The sequence below is a fragment of the Acinetobacter sp. MB5 genome, from assembly GCF_003261585.1.
Taxonomy (GTDB): domain Bacteria; phylum Pseudomonadota; class Gammaproteobacteria; order Pseudomonadales; family Moraxellaceae; genus Acinetobacter.
In genome coordinates, this window is sequence record NZ_POVU01000027.1 from 15,431 (window position 1) to 33,382 (window position 17,952).

The window sequence follows — 17,952 nt, forward strand, 5'->3', positions numbered from 1 at the left end:
AGTCAGACCTTAAGCACCTAGTGCTGGTAAGTTGATCATTTCGATAACAGCAACCTGATCGGCATAACGCTCTAATGGATTACGTTCTGCTGCCATTTGGCCATGCAAGCCAAACTGCACATCACGGGTATCAGGTTTTGCTTCACGGAAAATCGGTGGCTGAGTAATCGTACCTACAAATGGATTACGTGCAGCTTCAGCACCATTGCCGACCAATTCAAGCTCTGCTGAGTTCACCCCTTCAGTCACTACGCCTTGAGCTGTTGGTGTGTGATAGACATCAGTTCCATCATTCAAAGTACCGATACGGACGATTTCACCCCAAGATGCAATTGCACCTGTTTTCGTAAACAGACTGGAGTCCATTTGATTAAAGAACACCGCACCCAAATCACCAACGTAGAGGCTGAAGCGTGTAGTCGAACCACCTGTTGCCTGACGGATCTTCATTTTGGCCAAAGCAATAAATTTGAATACTTCGCGGATCAGATCTGCAGTGGTATTCATTGCCGCTGTTAAATTGCCTGTTGCACCACGGCTGGCATCAAAGGTAAAGACACGCTTGTTGTCATCGCTATCCATATACTTGGCACAGTCTTTACCATCCTTAAGTAAGCGCACGTTCTGCTCAAGGAAGTATTTGCCTTGCATAGCTGCAAGTGCTGCACCTACAAAGCCCAGCCCAAGTTCATTGGCCAACTGGTTTGTGGTGTTATAAGACACGTTAATTTGGTTGACGAATGGAACTGACTGGATCAAGTCATAATCAGGCTCAAGGCTTACACCAACAGGCTGAATAATGTGCTTCTTATTACTGTCCTTCGCATCAAAGTCAGCAACGACATGCACTTCGATATTTGCAGTATCAGGTAGAGCTTTATCGAATGTTGCAGTAATTGTGCGATTAGTCACATCTACCGAAACGCTTTGCAGGGTGTATTCAACATCTGCAATTGTCGTGATTGGCTTCTTCACGATGGCAGCAATTGTGCCTTTTTGAACAGAAAGACTTTGCTCACCACGGGTATGGGCAACTTCACGACCGTTAACACGCAAAGATACGTTACCTGACAGGAATGGTAAAAGTGCGCCGTTGGCATTTGGCGTTTTATTACTGAAGTCACTATATGTACTGCGGGCAGTGACTGCATAAATATTGGTATTTGTAGCATCCTGCTCTAATGCAAAAGCAAAACGACCTTCAGCATAGGGTAATGCTGCCTTTTCACCATCAAGATACTCACCTGCATCCATTGCACCAAATGCTGAGTCTGTCGTGTAACGTACAGCAACCACAGGTACACGGGTACTATTGGTTGGGTTTGGTAGCATAGTGACGATTGGTAAAGCATTGGCAATGACGTTAGCAATGGTGACAACCGTCATGGCAGGAACAACAGCTGCTTGTTCATAGCCACCATTTGAGATGCTATCGAAGCTTGCTACCTGCTCAAGAAATTCTGATGAATATTTTTGTTTGGCAACAGATTGACCCGCATAAAGTGCTGAGGCAATCAGTTCATTGCTTGGTAGGTCACCGCCATTACGATCTTGATAAATGCCAATACCTAAGCGTACTGCATCATCAATTTTATGGTGATATTCTGAGGGAATGCTGTCAAAGATTGCAGCTAGTGGTGCTGGTAATGTTGCTGGATCAACAGCGATGCTATCAAATTCAGCAACTGCACCGTTTTGGAGGTAGTAGTTCGCACATTCTGATGCAGCCTGAATCTGCCCATCAAACAGTTTTTGCATTTCTTGGTTTAATGCACCCATCTTTTTACCTATGTAACGAAGGAATTTCGATGGAGAAAGCATTACATGGGGTAAATTAGGTGTTTATGGCAAGTACCAAAATCAAAAGGTGGCCGAGGGTATTAATAAAATGATAGTCATTTACTAATAACTATCATTTTAAAATATTTTCTTATTTTTTAAGATTAAACTCTTTAGAAAAATTCCTTTTTTTAATAACTTTTAATGAAGAATATTTCTCCATATTATCAATTTCATCTTTAGTAAAAATATCACTGATTTCAAAATCCCCCCATATTCTTTTAGGAGCATGTTTATTAATCAGTCTACCATCTAGAAATTCAGAAATTTTCTTTAATCTTGAAGTATCTGTAGTGATATAACCAATAGGTACTGTAATGGAGCTATCTGGATTAGGAATTATATGGTATTGCACTACAGCAATAATATTTTTTATAAACAGCACTTCAACATTATCGATCTTATCATCTCCGAATAATATAGCTCCATTATTTAACCTTGAAGAGTACCTATTTCTTAATGTGATTTCATTTTGAGTATGACTAAAAAAAGGGACTATCATTGGCTCATCAATTTCTGACCTTAAGTAATCTATTAATGTATCATTAAATTTAGTTAAATCAGAGCCATTAGCTCCCCAGAAAGGTGTATTAGCCGTTAACCATAAACTAGTAATTTTAATATCTTTAATAATATTTCCCTTAACCTTTTCAAGCTCATTGAAAAACACCTTAGAATTTTGCTCAAGATAGATAGGACCCAAAATACCCTTGGTATCTGAGTTTCCATAACCAGTTAATCTATTATCACGATCAATCAACCATTGAGAGAAGTTAAACTGGTTGTTTTCATAATATTTTATTAAGACATTATCATTGAAATTATTACAATACGTAATAAAATCTAAACCATTACTTGAATCAGGTTTTAATTTTAAAAGGAAGTCTGAAATACATGCTTCTAGATCATAAGAAAGTATAAAATTATGCCTGTTATTAGATCTTACTTCCCTAGAAATATTAGGCATAAAGTTTTCGGAAGGGCTTAATTTAAATTCTATATCTAATGGGATATTAACTAAATTATCTTTCTCGCAATGCATTACTTTATAAAGCTTAGTACTTTCTATCTCTTTTTTATTTTTCCTCGTGACTTCTAAGAATGATTTGAATTGAGAAGAAAATTCTTCTATTATTTGATCCACACTAATATTAAGATTTTCATTGGCTACTGGAATTTCTAATAGCCCAAATTTACTTTCTGAATATCTATTATTTGGTAATATCTTAAGGGTTAATAAATCAAAAATTACATTCTCAGATATTTCTTCAAATTTAATTAAAGAAGTTTGACTCTCAAAATCACTATTGCTTTTATTCAATAACAGGTTGGATGGCTCCAATAATCCATTATCATTAAATTTAGCTAGTTTTTTCTCAACTAATGAATTAATCAAAATTTCACTTTCTCGTATTGTTAAACCAAAATATTGAGAAAGATGCTCCGCATTAATTTCTTCAAGTAAAATTAATAATCTGCAAGCAAAATCCTCAATGGCAGGTAAAACATCTTCTTTCGTAACTGCACAATAAATTTTAAATTTTCTAGCAGGCAATAAGACAGAAATAATATTACCAATACGTTGTATATCAAATTCAATATCCATAACCCTATTCCTTAAATACTTTCAATAATTTCATAGTTTTCAGAATCTTTGAGTGCATATTTTTCTATTACTTTGTGTACTTTATAAAGTGGGGAGTCTTCATTGCATTGAGACCACATCTTGCGAGATCCAATAATTACTAGTCGTTCTTGGGCACGACTTAAAGCTACGTTAATGCGTTCAGGATACTGTAAGAAGCCTTGAGTATAGTTGGCATTATCACGAACTAAACTTAAAATAATTATTGAATTTTGCTGACCTTGATAAGAGTCAACTGTATCAACTTTTATATATTCCCTTAAAGGTTGGAGTGAATCCGTTTGGCTAATCATTGATTCAACTTTATCTTTTTGAGCTTTATATAAAGTAATAATTCCAATAGGATGAGGTATTCTAGCCTTATCATTAATAAGGTGCTTTAAGAACTCATCTGAAGTAACTATGCTTTGTAAAGTTTGTTTGATTAAACTAACCTCACTTTCATTGTAATAACCGGGATTAGTATAAACTTCATTATTTTGGGTTGATGAGCTATCTAACCAAATAACAGGCTTCTTTAAATAACCATTTATTAAGTTATACCATTTTGGGCTAGATAACCTACCGGTCTGCAATCCACCCTCCAGTTCAGGATAAAAAACTTCAGAAATAATATGACAAATAGGTTCAATCATTCGATATTGAGTATTTAAGGTGATTCCACCTGTTTTCTTAAATACTTTTTCAAAATCATGTTTATCAAATATATTTATAGGCTCATTTAATTTTTTAGCAGCGAGCTTAATATGTTTTTTATTATAATGTGGCGGTAACTGTTTATGATCACCGACCAAAAGAACTCGCTTACCTGACTGCATGGCTATCATTAATTCAGAAGCTTGAGCTCTAGCAGCTTCGTCTATAATTACCCAGTCAAATTCTACATTTTCAATTTGAATATTATTTTTTCCAATGCCGACTAACGTACCACAAACTAATTGTTTGCTTTTAACTAAAAATTTATCAAAATTAGCATTATCTGATCTTAGAACAGAAATCCAATCATCTGAAATTTTTAATAAATTCTTCAACTTTTTGAGTTGTTTTTCATTATTAATGGAAAATTCATTACTAAAATATGAAATGATTTTATCAAAGTAATTATCATAAAGCTCAAATTTGAAATCATATTGATATTTTGAATGCAAAATATCACAGATAACTTCTAACTTATATTTTATTTTATTTTCTATGTCTTCTATTTTCTCTTTACGATTTCCTGTCATCTTTTCATTTTTTAATTCTAAATGAGATCTTTCAATCGCTATAAGAATTGACCCCACTAGTTTATAAATTTTTATTATTTCTATAATAAAATTACGAGGTAATGATATGTAATTTGCTAAAGAAAGTATTCGCTGTTCATATTCGCGATCAAATTTACTTAAAATTTGTCTCTGTATAGAAAGAGGACTGTATGGCAAAATTTCACTTTCCATCATAGACTCTTGCCCAAGCCGTACAATACTCAAGTCATTATCTAAAAGATCAAAAAGTTGTTTAGTTTTTGCAACAACATTATCAACAGCCGTATGAGATTGACTTACTAGTAAAATATTTTTTACTTTAACCTCCTCAAATAAATAATTTACAAACTTGCTAATAAATGAGGTTTTACCTGTGCCTGGAGGTCCTTGTAAAACACTAATTGGTGATGTCTCTAAAATATTTTTAAAATTAGATAATTGTTTAGAAGACATTTTTTCATTATTAATAGAAAATTTTTGATTGAAATTTTCTAAATTATCATTAATTTTATGAGTTATGATTTCTGCATTAGTATTTTCATCGAAGTATGAAGGCAAATTACGAATTACAGAATTATTATTAATAACCCTATTAAGTGCCTTTAATCTTCTGTCTCTAGAAGCTTTATTTCTTATTGACTCTAAAACCAGCTTATCACCAGGTTTAAATAAATTTACATTAAATTTTCTATTTAACTTAACTGTTAAAAAATCTAAATTAGTATCCCTGATTACCAATTCACCTATCAAATAATTATCTTTATCATAAACTTTTACTATCTCATCATACTCAAACTCTAGGGAATTATCATTTTCAGAATAATAAGGAATTACAAAATTACCGTCATTATTTTCTTTGATTTCTTCAGAATTAACTATCACATGTTCTCTGATTTCCTCTTCTGTTTCAGCTAAAGTAGTCCAGATTTTAGAGATTGGAATATAAGATAATTCTATCGCTTCTACACTAATGTCACTTTCAAGAGAATATTTTTCTTCTAAATAATCTATTACTGATTCAAGGTTAAATATCAATTCTATTAAACTATCATTCTTCCTTGTATCACCTTTATAAAATTTAATATTACAAATTAATTCTTCACATTTTTTTGATTCAGCTGATACTACATCAGCAAAAGAGCACGGATTAGAATAAACCTTTTCTATACTTCTTTTTTCAACATTCACAGAAAATTTTATATAATAATTCAATCCTGTAATATAACAATCAACTATAGAATCATTTTCTTTATTTTGTTTAAAATTAAACAAGTATTTTCCATCTATTTTCTCTAGATCTACAATATTTGAAGAAATGAAATTTCCGATTGTAATTTCTAAATCATTAAACTTACTTACATAAATAGAATTACTACTTTCTAATATAAGCTTTTCTTCACTTAAAACATCTACAAGTGGATCTAAAGAAACAGGTACACCATTACTTGATGAAAATCCAAGGTCTAATTCTTTTTTTAGAGCATTAAAATCTTCATTTTCAAACATTTTTTCTATAATTTTATAAGTTGTATAAATATCTCTACCAAAACCATCCATTGAGGCTGCATTAATGTTTATGAACTCATTATTAAACTTTTCAGATCCAAATGATACATCAACTATATCTATTAAATAGCAATTACCTTCAGAGATAATAATATTGTCACTATGTAAGTCGCCATGATAAATACCTAAATGATGCAAATTTATAATATTTGTAATCAATTGCTTAGCTAAGATTTTCTTGTCTTCTAGACAGATATCTTCATTAAAATATTCGTTTAATGTAATCCCTTCAATATATTCATAAATCTGATATAAATGTGAATGACTATGAATATAACCATATTCTAAGAACTTGGTAGTATAAATATTGCTAGATTGCAATTTTTCAATTTTATTTTTAAAATCTAGTATTTTTCTACAATCTGATATATTATTTTCATCCATATGTAATGGATTCCACCATTTCACAACACATATTTTATTATTGTAATTTATTTTACATCTGTAATAGTTCGCTGTTTCTTTATTATGATTATCATCAATAACATTACTCAAACTTAATATAAATAGATCTTTATAATTTTTATTATTTAAAAAAATTCCTTTACCTAATTCACCAACTAAATAATTAAAACCATTCTGCGAACTCGCTTCATTTATTTTATTGAATTCTTCAAGCATCTCCAAAGCATTCTCATACCTCTTATGAGAATCAAAGCTCAGTGCTTTTTCTAGCCAATCATTAATTTTAGGATCAATCTCTTCTATTACAACCCAAACAGGAATTCCATCTGAGTCATTTTTAAGCATATTCCCTTTTGAAAGAATAAAATAGCAAACAACACCTAACAAAAAAACATCCATTCTAAATGGATTTTTTTTATCATCATAAACATCTTCTGGTAAATTTACAGTGTTAGTCTTAAGAATATCTCTATAATTTGTAATTGTACCCTTTTCTTGAAAATATGATGAAAAGAATTGTGTAAAAATTACTTTATCGCTTACACGAGAATAAATAATATTATGTGTACCTAAATCTCTATGCGCAATATTAATTGTATGTAGATCTGCGATAGGTTTTAATAAAGCTCTGACTACATCATATCTTTTCTCTTCTGTATATGATTCTAAATCTTTAACAATGTTTCCTATTCTTTTTTCTGTTTTTCTAATTTTGTATAGTTCCGAGGTGTCACTTAAAATATCATCTCTTTTAATAACTACCATTGGATTTAAAAAATAATCTCCCAACTTATCATTTAAATCTTCTACATAAGATTTTAATCTATGTTCTCTTAATATTATTTCCGACCACAACTCCTGTGATGCATATTTACTTCCTAATTTTTCAAAATCCCATCGTCTTAAAATAGATATATCCCGTGTTTCTTTATGTTGAGCTTCAAATTCTTCAAAAAGTTTTTTAGGGTGTACATAATCACTATCTTTTTTTGCTTGATAGTCATGATATTCGTAATTTAAAGGTTTAACTTTCTTACCTAAAAAAAATTCATCAAAAACTTTTAAAGAAGCATCACTATTAGGTCTTTCAAATCTACCACTAGTAAATATTTCACTCATATTGGTATTTTGAACAATAGTGCTATAATTTTTTTGTAATTTTAAAAAATCTTCTAAGTGATGAGTATATTCTTGGTCACTTTTAGTTAAAAGTTCTTTAGTACAAGTACCACACAAAACTACATGTGCTTCTACATGTGGTGAATAACCTTTTAATTTATAGCTAAGTTCATTTGTTAATAACGCTTTGATTCTTCTTGCATGCGTTCTTTTAATTACATAAGGGCTAGTTCCTCTATTTTGCCCATTTACCAACCAAATTCCATTAGAACTTTCTAATTTTCCATTCCATTCTTTTAATTCAATAAGCAGAATTCTATCATTTGTAATTAATAGTAAATCTATTTCCATAGAACCTTGGCTATCAGTAAGTACAATACCAGCATAGCCTTTCCACTTAGCAGTAAATTTTTGTTCAATGAGCCCCATTGCCTTTAATTCACTTTTATGTAATCCAGCACCCCCTAAAATTTTAAGTTCCATTTCCTCTCCTAATTATTAATTGCTTTATTAATATAATAATTTATCTTATATAAAATATGAATTAATTATCTATAATAAATACTTATTTTTTACTGCTTTACAAAAAATAGCTTAAAATTTAATTTTCCTTTGAAGATTTTGCTCATTTTTTAAGCAAGAATAAACTAACTTGTTTCATTGAATGGAATGAGGGCACTTCCTCACATCTTTTTAGCATTTGTTTCTAAGCATGTGTATCCTTTGCGGGCTTTATCCCAATTAATATCATTCTTATATGGTGTTGTAAAAATCACCTCGTCTGTTAATTGACGTATTGACAATGATCCAATTTCAATTGCTTCTGGCCGTAGATCATCTTTATCTACAGCGATAAAAATGTAATTCTCTGCAAAAATTCCTGATCAATTTCATGACTCAATCCCCATGCTGTACCTTCTCACCACGGATATTCTTTTCAACATTTCAGATGGTGTAATAGCCTTTACCAAATAGTTTGGTTGTACAGATCCCAAAAGGATGGCGAACAGCTTTAACTGTAAACCAAACTTTTCATTATCAAATTTTACTTTTTGACATTCTTCCAGTTGCTTAGGATAAATCATCCACTTACCCCACTGGTCACATACACTGCCACATCATTACCCGTCATCACCTTATAACGGACAGAATTCCAACAATGCTGCCGAAATGGTTCACTATCTGCCACACCTGCAGTAATGGTCACAATTGGTACCCAATGGTCTTCATTATTTTGATCAAGTAGGTCCAAAGGTACATTTGATCCTGAGAACTCAACCTCAGCACCTGCACCAATCACCTGATAATTAAAAATTGCAGAAGTACATTGAGATTTCACCCCAACATCACCTACTTTCAGCCCTACTTGTTTGAATAAGAGATATGCCATGACTTTGCTCTAAGCTTTAATTGGATCTAACTGTAGATCATCACGGCGATTCAGAATGTACTTGGTACCAAAGTCAGCCATGATCGTTTGCCCAGTCAAACTGACCACTTCAAACCACACTAGAAATTCCTCATACACCGAGAGTCCAAGCAAATCCCCTTCCTGAATATGCATGTCCGGAATGTTATTGATCTGCTCAGCCAAACTTTGCAGCGTATCGTCATAGGGTTCAATTTGGGTAGAAATGGCCACTTCATTCGGATTGACCATAGAGAAGTTCTTGTGCACATAGCCGCCGCCAAATTTGTCTGCCAGCACATAGACCATGCCAATGTATTCATAGCTGTAATTTGGCTCATCCTGTGCTGAAACTGCTAAAGCTTCAAAGGACAATCCACTTTCAGGTTCTGTTATATTTTGCTTATTGTCATACACCACATGCTTACGCCATAACTGCGCAGTAACACTGGCAAGGGTATTCATCACAATACGCCGTGCTGCAAGACGACGACCATTCGCAACCCGATTTACTGCTGTATTCAGCATTATTTTGCCCCTCGTTTAAACATTGAATATTGCTCTTGGCTAATCAGGTTCATGGCCAGTAATGCATCCAAGCGCTTTAATGCCTCCTGCTTCTGTCTTTGAATGATGACATCAGCTGCCACTTGACCTTGTTCTTTGGCTAAGCGTTCCAACTCCTTACGCTGGCGCTTTTCTGCTTCCTTAATTCGAGCCTTGGACAGATTTGCAGCACGGCGCAACATCTCTTTCTGAGCAGCCTTTTCATTGCGGACAATCACCTTGGTTGCGTTACTCTCAAGGATCTGCAACTGTTGATCCAATTCTTTGCTTAGTTGCTTCTCAGTTTGTTTACGGCGCAGACCATTCTGAGTCTTGTGCTCTTTATCAATCTGCTTGGAGAGATACTGACTAAACATTGGTGACTGGATATAAGACATCACCCGTAAAACGTGCTTACATGCCACCCCAGCAAGGTGTGGGTTAGTGATTTTGGGATAACCTTCTTCCTGGCGACCATAACCATAGCCACCTATTGAAGCGATATAACGAAACCAGTAGGTATGCCGACCGCAATCACACTCAAATCGTAATTTGCCTTTGGCCAAACTCTGGATCTGATCCTTGGTTACAGCATGTGGCTGCATCACCAAGGTTGGATAACGCACAAATTCAACATTCACATGGTGCTCAGTGACTGAACTGTCTTTACTGGCATTGGTCATAAAATGGATTACGCCATTTTTCATGCTTAATGGCACAGCCATAAAAATCTGCTTGTTGGATTTTTGAATATCAAATGGCAAGCTCAGGTTAATTACCTGCTTTGCTGTAATCCCTTTCTTATACTGATCCTGCAACAAGGCAATATTCTTTTGGAAAGCAACCAGATCATCACGGGTAACTCGGCGAATATCATTACCCAGCGTGGTATAAAACACCTTCTCAACATCATAATCCACGCCTTTTTGAATATCCTGAGGACGTAAAAACGTCGGTTCAGCACGTTTGGCATCACCTTTGCCTGCATGCAGCCGCTGCTCATTCAGGTTGCCATAACGCTTGTTTGCCTGCTGGCGTAAATTTCCTTGTTGGGCTTTCTGGTTCAGATGCTGATGAATAGCACGTAAAGCATCGGGTTCAAATTCTGCCATTACACTTCATCCGTCATATAGATCTTGCGTAAGGCAAGCACATCTTTCAGTAAAGGTAAAACAATCCGCTGTTCTGGCAACTTCTCCCATACTCCTGATACACCACACGCTACCAGCACCACATCTACATGTTGATGGGTGTTATAGGCTCTATTACTTAAAAGCGTTGGATCTGAAGCTTCATCAACCTGAACATCCCAAATGATCATGTTGCTTAAATTGCCTACATTCTTTAAGCGTTCAATATGCTCACGGATGGCATTGCGATAATCATTGATCATATTAATAACCTATCGCAAACCATGTAAAACCTCGTAATGAGGCAGTATCGCTAATAATGAGTTGTAACCATGCCGAAAACCCCGTTTTACTTTCACTTCCATGAATTAGATTTGCCGTGCCATCACCACTTGCTCCTGAACTTGAAATTTGCTTTCGAGTTAATTGAACATTTAGACACGCATTAGAAAACTCTTTAGGAAATATAACTTCAACTAAGGTTTCACTGGGTCGAGTGGAATAATCAACAGTTCCCCATTGCATCATTAAACCATTGGGTAAGGTGGTATAACCATTTTGAGATTTCTCACACACCCCAATTTGAATTTCACCTGTAGCTTCAAGTTTTAAATTACCTTCCGTATCTGCCTGAATTGATGCTGAGGATGTCGAATTACCATAAGGATAGAAATCAATTTTCTTGGTACCACTATCGCCATCAGTACCCTTGCCAATATTGAGTTGTTCTGTTGTGACTTGATCTGCAGTTAAAGTGTTATTGATGGTAACAGGTTCATTAAATTCAGCCTCTCCATCAAATGTTGCTTTTTCTGTAAAGGTTGCTTTGTCATTAACGGTAAATGTGCCTGTAATATTGACTTCTTTGAGAGTAGTCTTACCAGTAAAACTATTTTTACCTGCAAAGGTGTTATCACCATTGAAAGTATTGTTTCCATTGACAGTATTGCCATCTTGCAAGACAAAATATTGAGGATGTGGATTATCAGCTGCCAAATGCTCATTCAGAAGCTGTGCTGCAGCTGAAGTATTGGTATCAATTGAAATAGTCACAGCACCTGCATCAATATCTGCCAATGCAAGCCCAATGGTGATAATTGTGGTGATTTCATTCACCAGGTTGAATAAAGGATCAGATCCAGATACCGCAGCCACTGCAAACAAAATTCCATCCGTGGTGAGTAACCCCACTTCATAGATATCTGCGGTAATAGTAGAATCAATTGCTGCAATCAAATTCAATGTGCCATTTTGAGTACTACCACCGCTTAGACTATATTTTGCTAGTTGCGTCTTTAAAGAGCTGAGTGCAGCGGCATCAGTAGATGCATCATATTGACCGCTTCCCACGGCGATATATGCCAATTTGATTGAAATATCAAGATTGCCAGCATCAATCGCGGCAGCTTTACCCGCATCCGTTAAATAAAATTGCACAGACATAAAAAACAGACCCAAATCCAATTAGGTCCATACTACTGAGGCAAATCATTGAGCTTTTTACTGTGTTCCAGAATTACATGCCTTTGGCTTGTTCACGCAACTTGGCAAAGCGACTGGCTTTCTCTGACTGTTCCTGACCTTCAGCACTATCATCAAACTGATCCACCTGTTCATAGGCTTCGGTGTAATGCACATTTTCCAAGAACAGGAATGCAAATGCATCGCCCAAATCGGGTGATTTAATTCCTTCGCGTTTCATTTCTTCTTTGGACTTAATCTTGTAGCGGCTTTGTTCATCAAACACATACGGAATATGGATGATCTGCTCTTTAAATTTGACAGAATGCTTCTTGGTTTTAAGCTTAAAACGTCCCTGATAGATAGCCCGTGCCAAACAAACATAAGCCTGAGCACGTTTATTCACATAGGCTTTACGGTTTTCATCATTAAAGCAGGCGCCACCCCAGTAAACAGGTACATAGAAGATCCCGTTGTTTTTAAGTTTCTGACCTAAGCCTTTCCCAGCGCCATTATCATCCACCACAAGCAAAGCATTTGGGTAGTAGTTAATACATTCATTGATGACACCAAACAGTTCATCGATATTGTCTTTGTTCTTACATAGTGGAATATCAACTACTTCAACACGGCGAGCACGTTCACCCCACTGTGCTTCACCCCAAACCTTAGACACAGCAATCACTGAGTCATCACGACCTACACCGCCGCCTACGTCTACCGTAATGACGTAACCGAACTGATGCTCATCAAAGATACTTGCACCGACATAGCATTCTTCAGCCTGACGCATAGTGATTAGGAATTCATCCAGACGATCAGGGAAAAGCCCTAATACACGGATCTGGTATTGAGGATCTTCGCGGGAGCCATATTTTAGCAACTGCTCACGAATTGACTTTTGGCTGACCAATGGTGATTGTTCACCATTAAAGACTAGTGAGATCCAGTCACCACCAACTCTATGACTGAGCTTATGATGTGTGTCATAGAACATACCTGAGCTTTTGGCAGGCTGAGAGGTCATGACGGCACGGTTATCTTCGTGTGTCAGTGCGCCTAGTACCACATCCATGACAGCATTATCGACGCCACAGGCTTCATCGATCCAGACCATGTAATTATCGCCGTGCATACCTGCGATATTGGTTGGCTGATGTTTAGGTGCCGTCTTGGCAAAGACATACCATTTTTCTTTGTAGCCTTTGATATAGACCAGTTCTGATTGATAGCCAACATAATCAGCTAACCAGGCATAAGGACCTTGCTTAAGCCGATCAAGGTTAATACTGATTTCTTTCCAGACTTGTTTCTTGAGCTGCCCGATCTGCGGTGCAGTAAACAGCATGATGCTTTCTTCAAAAAACAACAGGTGCCATAGGGCAACAATGCCTGATGACGCTGTTTTACCAGTACCATGCCCAGAGGCAACACTGGTACGTGAACCATCAAAGGCAATTGACTGAAAAAGGAGTTCCTGCTGCCAAGTCGGATTAACGCCTAATGCTTCAACAGCAAAGGCGTAAATATCATATCGATATCGTGCACACAGTTCCCACCATTCAGGAATGTCTTTGAGAGGTTTTAAAGCCAAAAAAATACCCTAACAACTTTTGTTGATAGGGTACGTTGTAGAAAATAGTTAGTTTTTTGTGGGTTCCAAAGTATTTAAACTAAATAATGAAGATCACTTGTCTCCATCAAACTGCCAATACACATCCCCCCAATCCGATTCAAAATCAGGGAATACGTCACCTTGTTTAAAGTATTGACGAGAGTTTTCTTGAGCAACTGTAAACCAATAGCCAGATCGAGGGCAGCTTTCTCTAGCAGCAACTCTTACTTGTTCTGAATCATTCTTGGTAATTTGATTTGGCTTTTTATTTCGAATCCACTGCACAATATCTTTTGGATAGTACAAATATTTATGCAATGAACGATCATCTAGATCAAGTAAATAAACTAGGGCTGCGGCTTCAAATGCCCAATAACCACAGTATTCATAACTATTCTCTAGATCTAAGTGGCTATTATACCAATTAGTGTTTTTATGTATTTTATACCAATCTGACAAATAGTCATTTAATAATTCAACTGCATGATTTTTATTTTTTTTGAAAATAACATTATCGATAACATCGCATAAAGGAGCATAGGCATAGCTGTAAATTCCATCCTTTTCAGGGTTAGGATGATTTGAATTTGTCAATTTAAAAAATTTATTAATTATTTCATCTTCCCCAAAGTTTCCACCACTTTCACCATTGATAAGCTTTTCTATTTTTTTTAGCAAAATATTTTGATCAAGCAAGATAGCTAAACTAATAATGGTTAGTGCAATAAAACCTCCTTCTCCAACAATGACTGATGGTTTTTCTGATTTATGAAAAATTGCCAAAGCTTCAGATTGTTTTTCATAAGCTTCAATTAATTTTTCAAATAAATAAGTTATATCTTCTATTGATTTTCCTGCTGTATATTCAAGATATAATAAGAAAGAATAATCATGGCTTATAAGATTCCAGCGTCTATCATCACCACAATTATACTGATCATCCTCAAATGCATCACTTTCCTTCCATCCATCAATACCTTCGATATAATAATACAATCTATCTTTATAATATTCCTCTGTTAAAAATTGTTGTCTACGTTTTTCAAGAAAATTTAACATACCTCTATCCCACATATATAAGAGTCAATTTTTACTTTGTATAACCATTTTTCTTATTTGCTCTTGTCACCCGCTCATTAAGTACTTCATCTATCTTAGCTGAACCCCAGAAATTAGTTGGTGTATGCTCATTTAAATGCTCTTTATGATCAATAGGTTGAGAGTTCTTTAATGATAATGCCAAAGTATTAAAATGTGTTAATGTTTCAGAATTACTAAAGTCATAGTAAATTAAATGACGACTATAGCCTGACCTAATAATTAAATTTTTCTGTGCCCCAGGCAACTTGGATTCAACCCATTGATTACTCATTTGTTGATACAGCATAGTCTTTTTCTCTGGTGTTTTTCGCTTTGGTTGCCTTTTCTCTTTTCGGGCATTATCACGCTCTTTCCGTCTATAATAATCATCATGCTGTTTATTTAAATCATTTAATAAAGAGTTTGGGGTCTTACTTCTAATGCTTAAACTAGCTTTTGCCTCTATAATTGCATAAGTTCTAGTATTCATCATTCCGATATTTTTTTTATCTGATTTCCATATTGCATCAATACCTATATCATGAACACCAACATAGAGCTTTGTCATAACCCTCTGTATTTTTTGTGTAGGTTGTTGACCAGCATCATGATTCACTTTAATACCCAGCTTATCAGCAACCCAATAATCCGCCATATGTTCACCAACCCCTCCTACTGCTAATTTGGTCAAGATTTGAGTAATATCAGATCGAGATAATGATCTTCCTTTTCCACCTTTTGCATGACCATCCTTAGCCGCATTATTTCCATAAGTCGTACTATGTGCAGAATTTCCTTGCGTCTTATTATTGGCACCTGAATGATTATGAATCTGCGCGGATGTTTTTGGGACTTTGGTTTTCCAATGCAAAATTTTCCTGAGAAGTAATTCAACAAGTCTAGATACCATGGAATCAATAAAATTAAATGAAAGCTCGATACTCTGATTTACCCAGTATTTTGCCCATTGACTATCAATATTTTTATTAGATGCATTTAAAGCCTCTTGTTTAGCTTTTTGAATCAATTGCCGTATTTTCTGGACATTAATAATACTATCTAACCATTTTTCAGGATCTCCATAGACCTTGCATTGAACCATGACAAATCGAATCACCTCAAAGAGTAACTCTGGACGTCTATTCACAATTCTTAAGCCGGTTTTTATTCCATCACCTGCACCCGGAATGAATCCAATAATGCAAAGAATCACTTCAAAATAGTTATCATCTGTTCGATTACGGTATAAGTTATAACTTGCTCGAGCAAGATCAGCGATATCCAGTGCCAATCCTGCGGGAGTAAAGCCAATCGCAATTGACCTTGTTATAAGACCAACATCATCTTTTGTAATTGTAACCACAATATTTTTATCCTAATCTTCGTCTTCGTTGTTATCCCAATTTTCTAAAAGAAGGGCTAATTCTGAGTGATCATCGTCACTAAAGTTTTCTAATAAACTGTCTGCTGGAATGTCTACACTGACTTCGCGCTGATCCTCCCCATACCAAACTTCATAGGCTTGGTTCTCAGGAACATTCATCAGCTTCGCAAAACCATTTTCATCTAATGTGCCTGTAAATTTCTGACCATTCTCAAAAATGACCAAGTATGGTGCTCCTTTCACTGGTTCTAAAGTTGGCCAATGGTAGTTAAGCTCTAGGAAATTTTTTACTTCGCCTAATACAGGTAAGCTATATGGAACCTTCTCCCCACCCGTAAACACATGCTGCCCCGCCTTCACCTCAAACTTACTGCCCGTGGTTACAAACACTCCACTGCCGTTAATTTTCATTTGTGAAGTATCACTGACCAGTACGATTTCTTTAGAAGCCGTGATGTAAACGCTGTCTTCCGTCGAGGTAATCTGAATGCCCTTACGTGCAATCGCATCCAGTCCGTCATTCTGGGCCTGTAGTTCTACCTTACCTTTGGCCGCCACCTGCTTAATCCCACCTTGTGCTGCAAACTGACTGATCTTGTTCTGGGCATGGGTGATGAAGTTGTTTTGGGTACTGAGGTTAATGCTATCGCCTGCCACATGGTTAATCTGGGCATCGGCTGAGAGGTGTATGTTTTCGGCTGTGGATAGTCCAATACTGCTCGGGGAACTGAGTAAGATTAGTGCCTGTTTGAATTTGGCAACGTCTTTTTCCAGTTGTTCGGCAAACTGTTGTAGCTGTTCTACCGATTCAATCGCATCGGTTTGCTGGTTTTTGGCGATATCACTTAAAGCTTTGCTGTTGCTGGCTGTGCCTTGCAGTTGTTGTTGGGCAACTTCTGCATTCAGGTGTTGTCCTTCCGCTTGGTCTTGGGCATAGCTTGACAGCAGTAAGCCTTGTCCCGCGCGTACGGCACCATACTGATCGGTTCTAAGTTCAAAGCCTTCTCCCCGTCCATCACTGCTCGCCTGTTCTTTGGGATGACTCAGGTTACCCAAATTCAGTTGGGTGGCTCCATGGCTGCTGTGTAATTGGGTGCTGATTTGCCCTGTGGTGTCATCAAAGCGTAGTTGGTTGAATCCTTCACCATCGACTTCCTGTGAGCGGATGCCACTGAGTTGTTTGGTATCAGGCAATTGTCCTTTAATGTCGAATTTGGTCGGGTTGCGTTCTGCTTCGTGGATGCGTCCTGTGACGAATGGACGGTCGATGTTGCCATCAAAGAAGTCAATCACCACGATTTCACCAATCCGTGGATGAAAGCGTGCGCCATAGCCTTCTCCTGCCCATGAGGTCAGCACATCCACCCAAGCCGAGTCGGTGTCGTTGTCATTGGCACCTGCACCGCCATCATGGCTATGGTCATCGGTTCGGGTAAACAGGAAGCGGACTTTGATGCGTCCCCATGCATCGACATGGATGCTTTCACCTGAAGGGCCGACTACTTTG

At 36.1% G+C, this 17,952-nt stretch carries 12 protein-coding genes; all 12 read right to left on the reverse strand.

Going from position 1 to position 17,952, the window contains the following annotated elements:
- Positions 1-9: 9 nt before the first annotated feature.
- Positions 10-1,779 carry a hypothetical protein gene (locus tag C1A47_RS16615; protein ID WP_111896140.1) on the reverse strand — a complete coding sequence of 590 codons (1,770 nt, stop codon included), beginning with the start codon at positions 1,777-1,779 and terminating at the stop codon, positions 10-12.
- A 151-nt stretch (positions 1,780-1,930) separates the two neighbouring features.
- Positions 1,931-3,445, reverse strand: coding sequence for a hypothetical protein (locus C1A47_RS16620; protein ID WP_111896141.1), 1,515 nt, complete (start codon positions 3,443-3,445; stop codon positions 1,931-1,933).
- 11 nt (positions 3,446-3,456) lie between these two features.
- Complete coding sequence (locus C1A47_RS16625; protein WP_111896142.1) at positions 3,457-8,304, reverse strand: AAA domain-containing protein; 4,848 nt, start codon at positions 8,302-8,304, stop codon at positions 3,457-3,459.
- Positions 8,305-8,902: 598 nt separating this feature from the next.
- On the reverse strand, positions 8,903-9,211 hold the full coding sequence (locus C1A47_RS16635) for a hypothetical protein (protein ID WP_111896144.1): 309 nt from the start codon (positions 9,209-9,211) through the stop codon (positions 8,903-8,905).
- A 9-nt stretch (positions 9,212-9,220) separates the two neighbouring features.
- On the reverse strand, positions 9,221-9,757 hold the full coding sequence (locus tag C1A47_RS16640) for a hypothetical protein (protein WP_111896145.1): 537 nt from the start codon (positions 9,755-9,757) through the stop codon (positions 9,221-9,223).
- Entirely contained in the window at positions 9,757-10,887 is a 1,131-nt protein-coding gene (locus C1A47_RS16645) for a hypothetical protein (RefSeq protein WP_111896146.1), read from the reverse strand. The genes C1A47_RS16640 and C1A47_RS16645 overlap by 1 nt, the downstream gene beginning before the upstream one ends.
- Positions 10,887-11,168, reverse strand: coding sequence for a hypothetical protein (locus tag C1A47_RS16650; protein WP_111896147.1), 282 nt, complete (start codon positions 11,166-11,168; stop codon positions 10,887-10,889). The genes C1A47_RS16645 and C1A47_RS16650 overlap by 1 nt, the downstream gene beginning before the upstream one ends.
- A gap of 1 nt (position 11,169) precedes the next feature.
- Positions 11,170-12,348 carry a gp53-like domain-containing protein gene (locus tag C1A47_RS16655; protein ID WP_111896148.1) on the reverse strand — a complete coding sequence of 393 codons (1,179 nt, stop codon included), beginning with the start codon at positions 12,346-12,348 and terminating at the stop codon, positions 11,170-11,172.
- Positions 12,349-12,421: 73 nt separating this feature from the next.
- Positions 12,422-13,960 (reverse strand): hypothetical protein, encoded by a 1,539-nt coding sequence (locus C1A47_RS16660; RefSeq protein ID WP_111896149.1) that lies wholly within the window; start codon positions 13,958-13,960, stop codon positions 12,422-12,424.
- 93 nt (positions 13,961-14,053) lie between these two features.
- Positions 14,054-15,040, reverse strand: a complete 987-nt coding sequence (locus C1A47_RS16665) for a PoNe immunity protein domain-containing protein (RefSeq protein ID WP_111896151.1) — start codon at positions 15,038-15,040, stop codon at positions 14,054-14,056.
- Positions 15,041-15,071: 31 nt separating this feature from the next.
- The gene (locus C1A47_RS16670; protein ID WP_111896150.1) at positions 15,072-16,424 is read right to left on the reverse strand and encodes a hypothetical protein; all 1,353 of its coding nucleotides are present in this window, start codon (positions 16,422-16,424) and stop codon (positions 15,072-15,074) included.
- Between the two features lie 12 nt (positions 16,425-16,436).
- Positions 16,437-17,952: DUF2345 domain-containing protein (locus C1A47_RS16675; RefSeq protein ID WP_162625977.1), on the reverse strand; the 1,516-nt coding region annotated here is incomplete at its 5' end.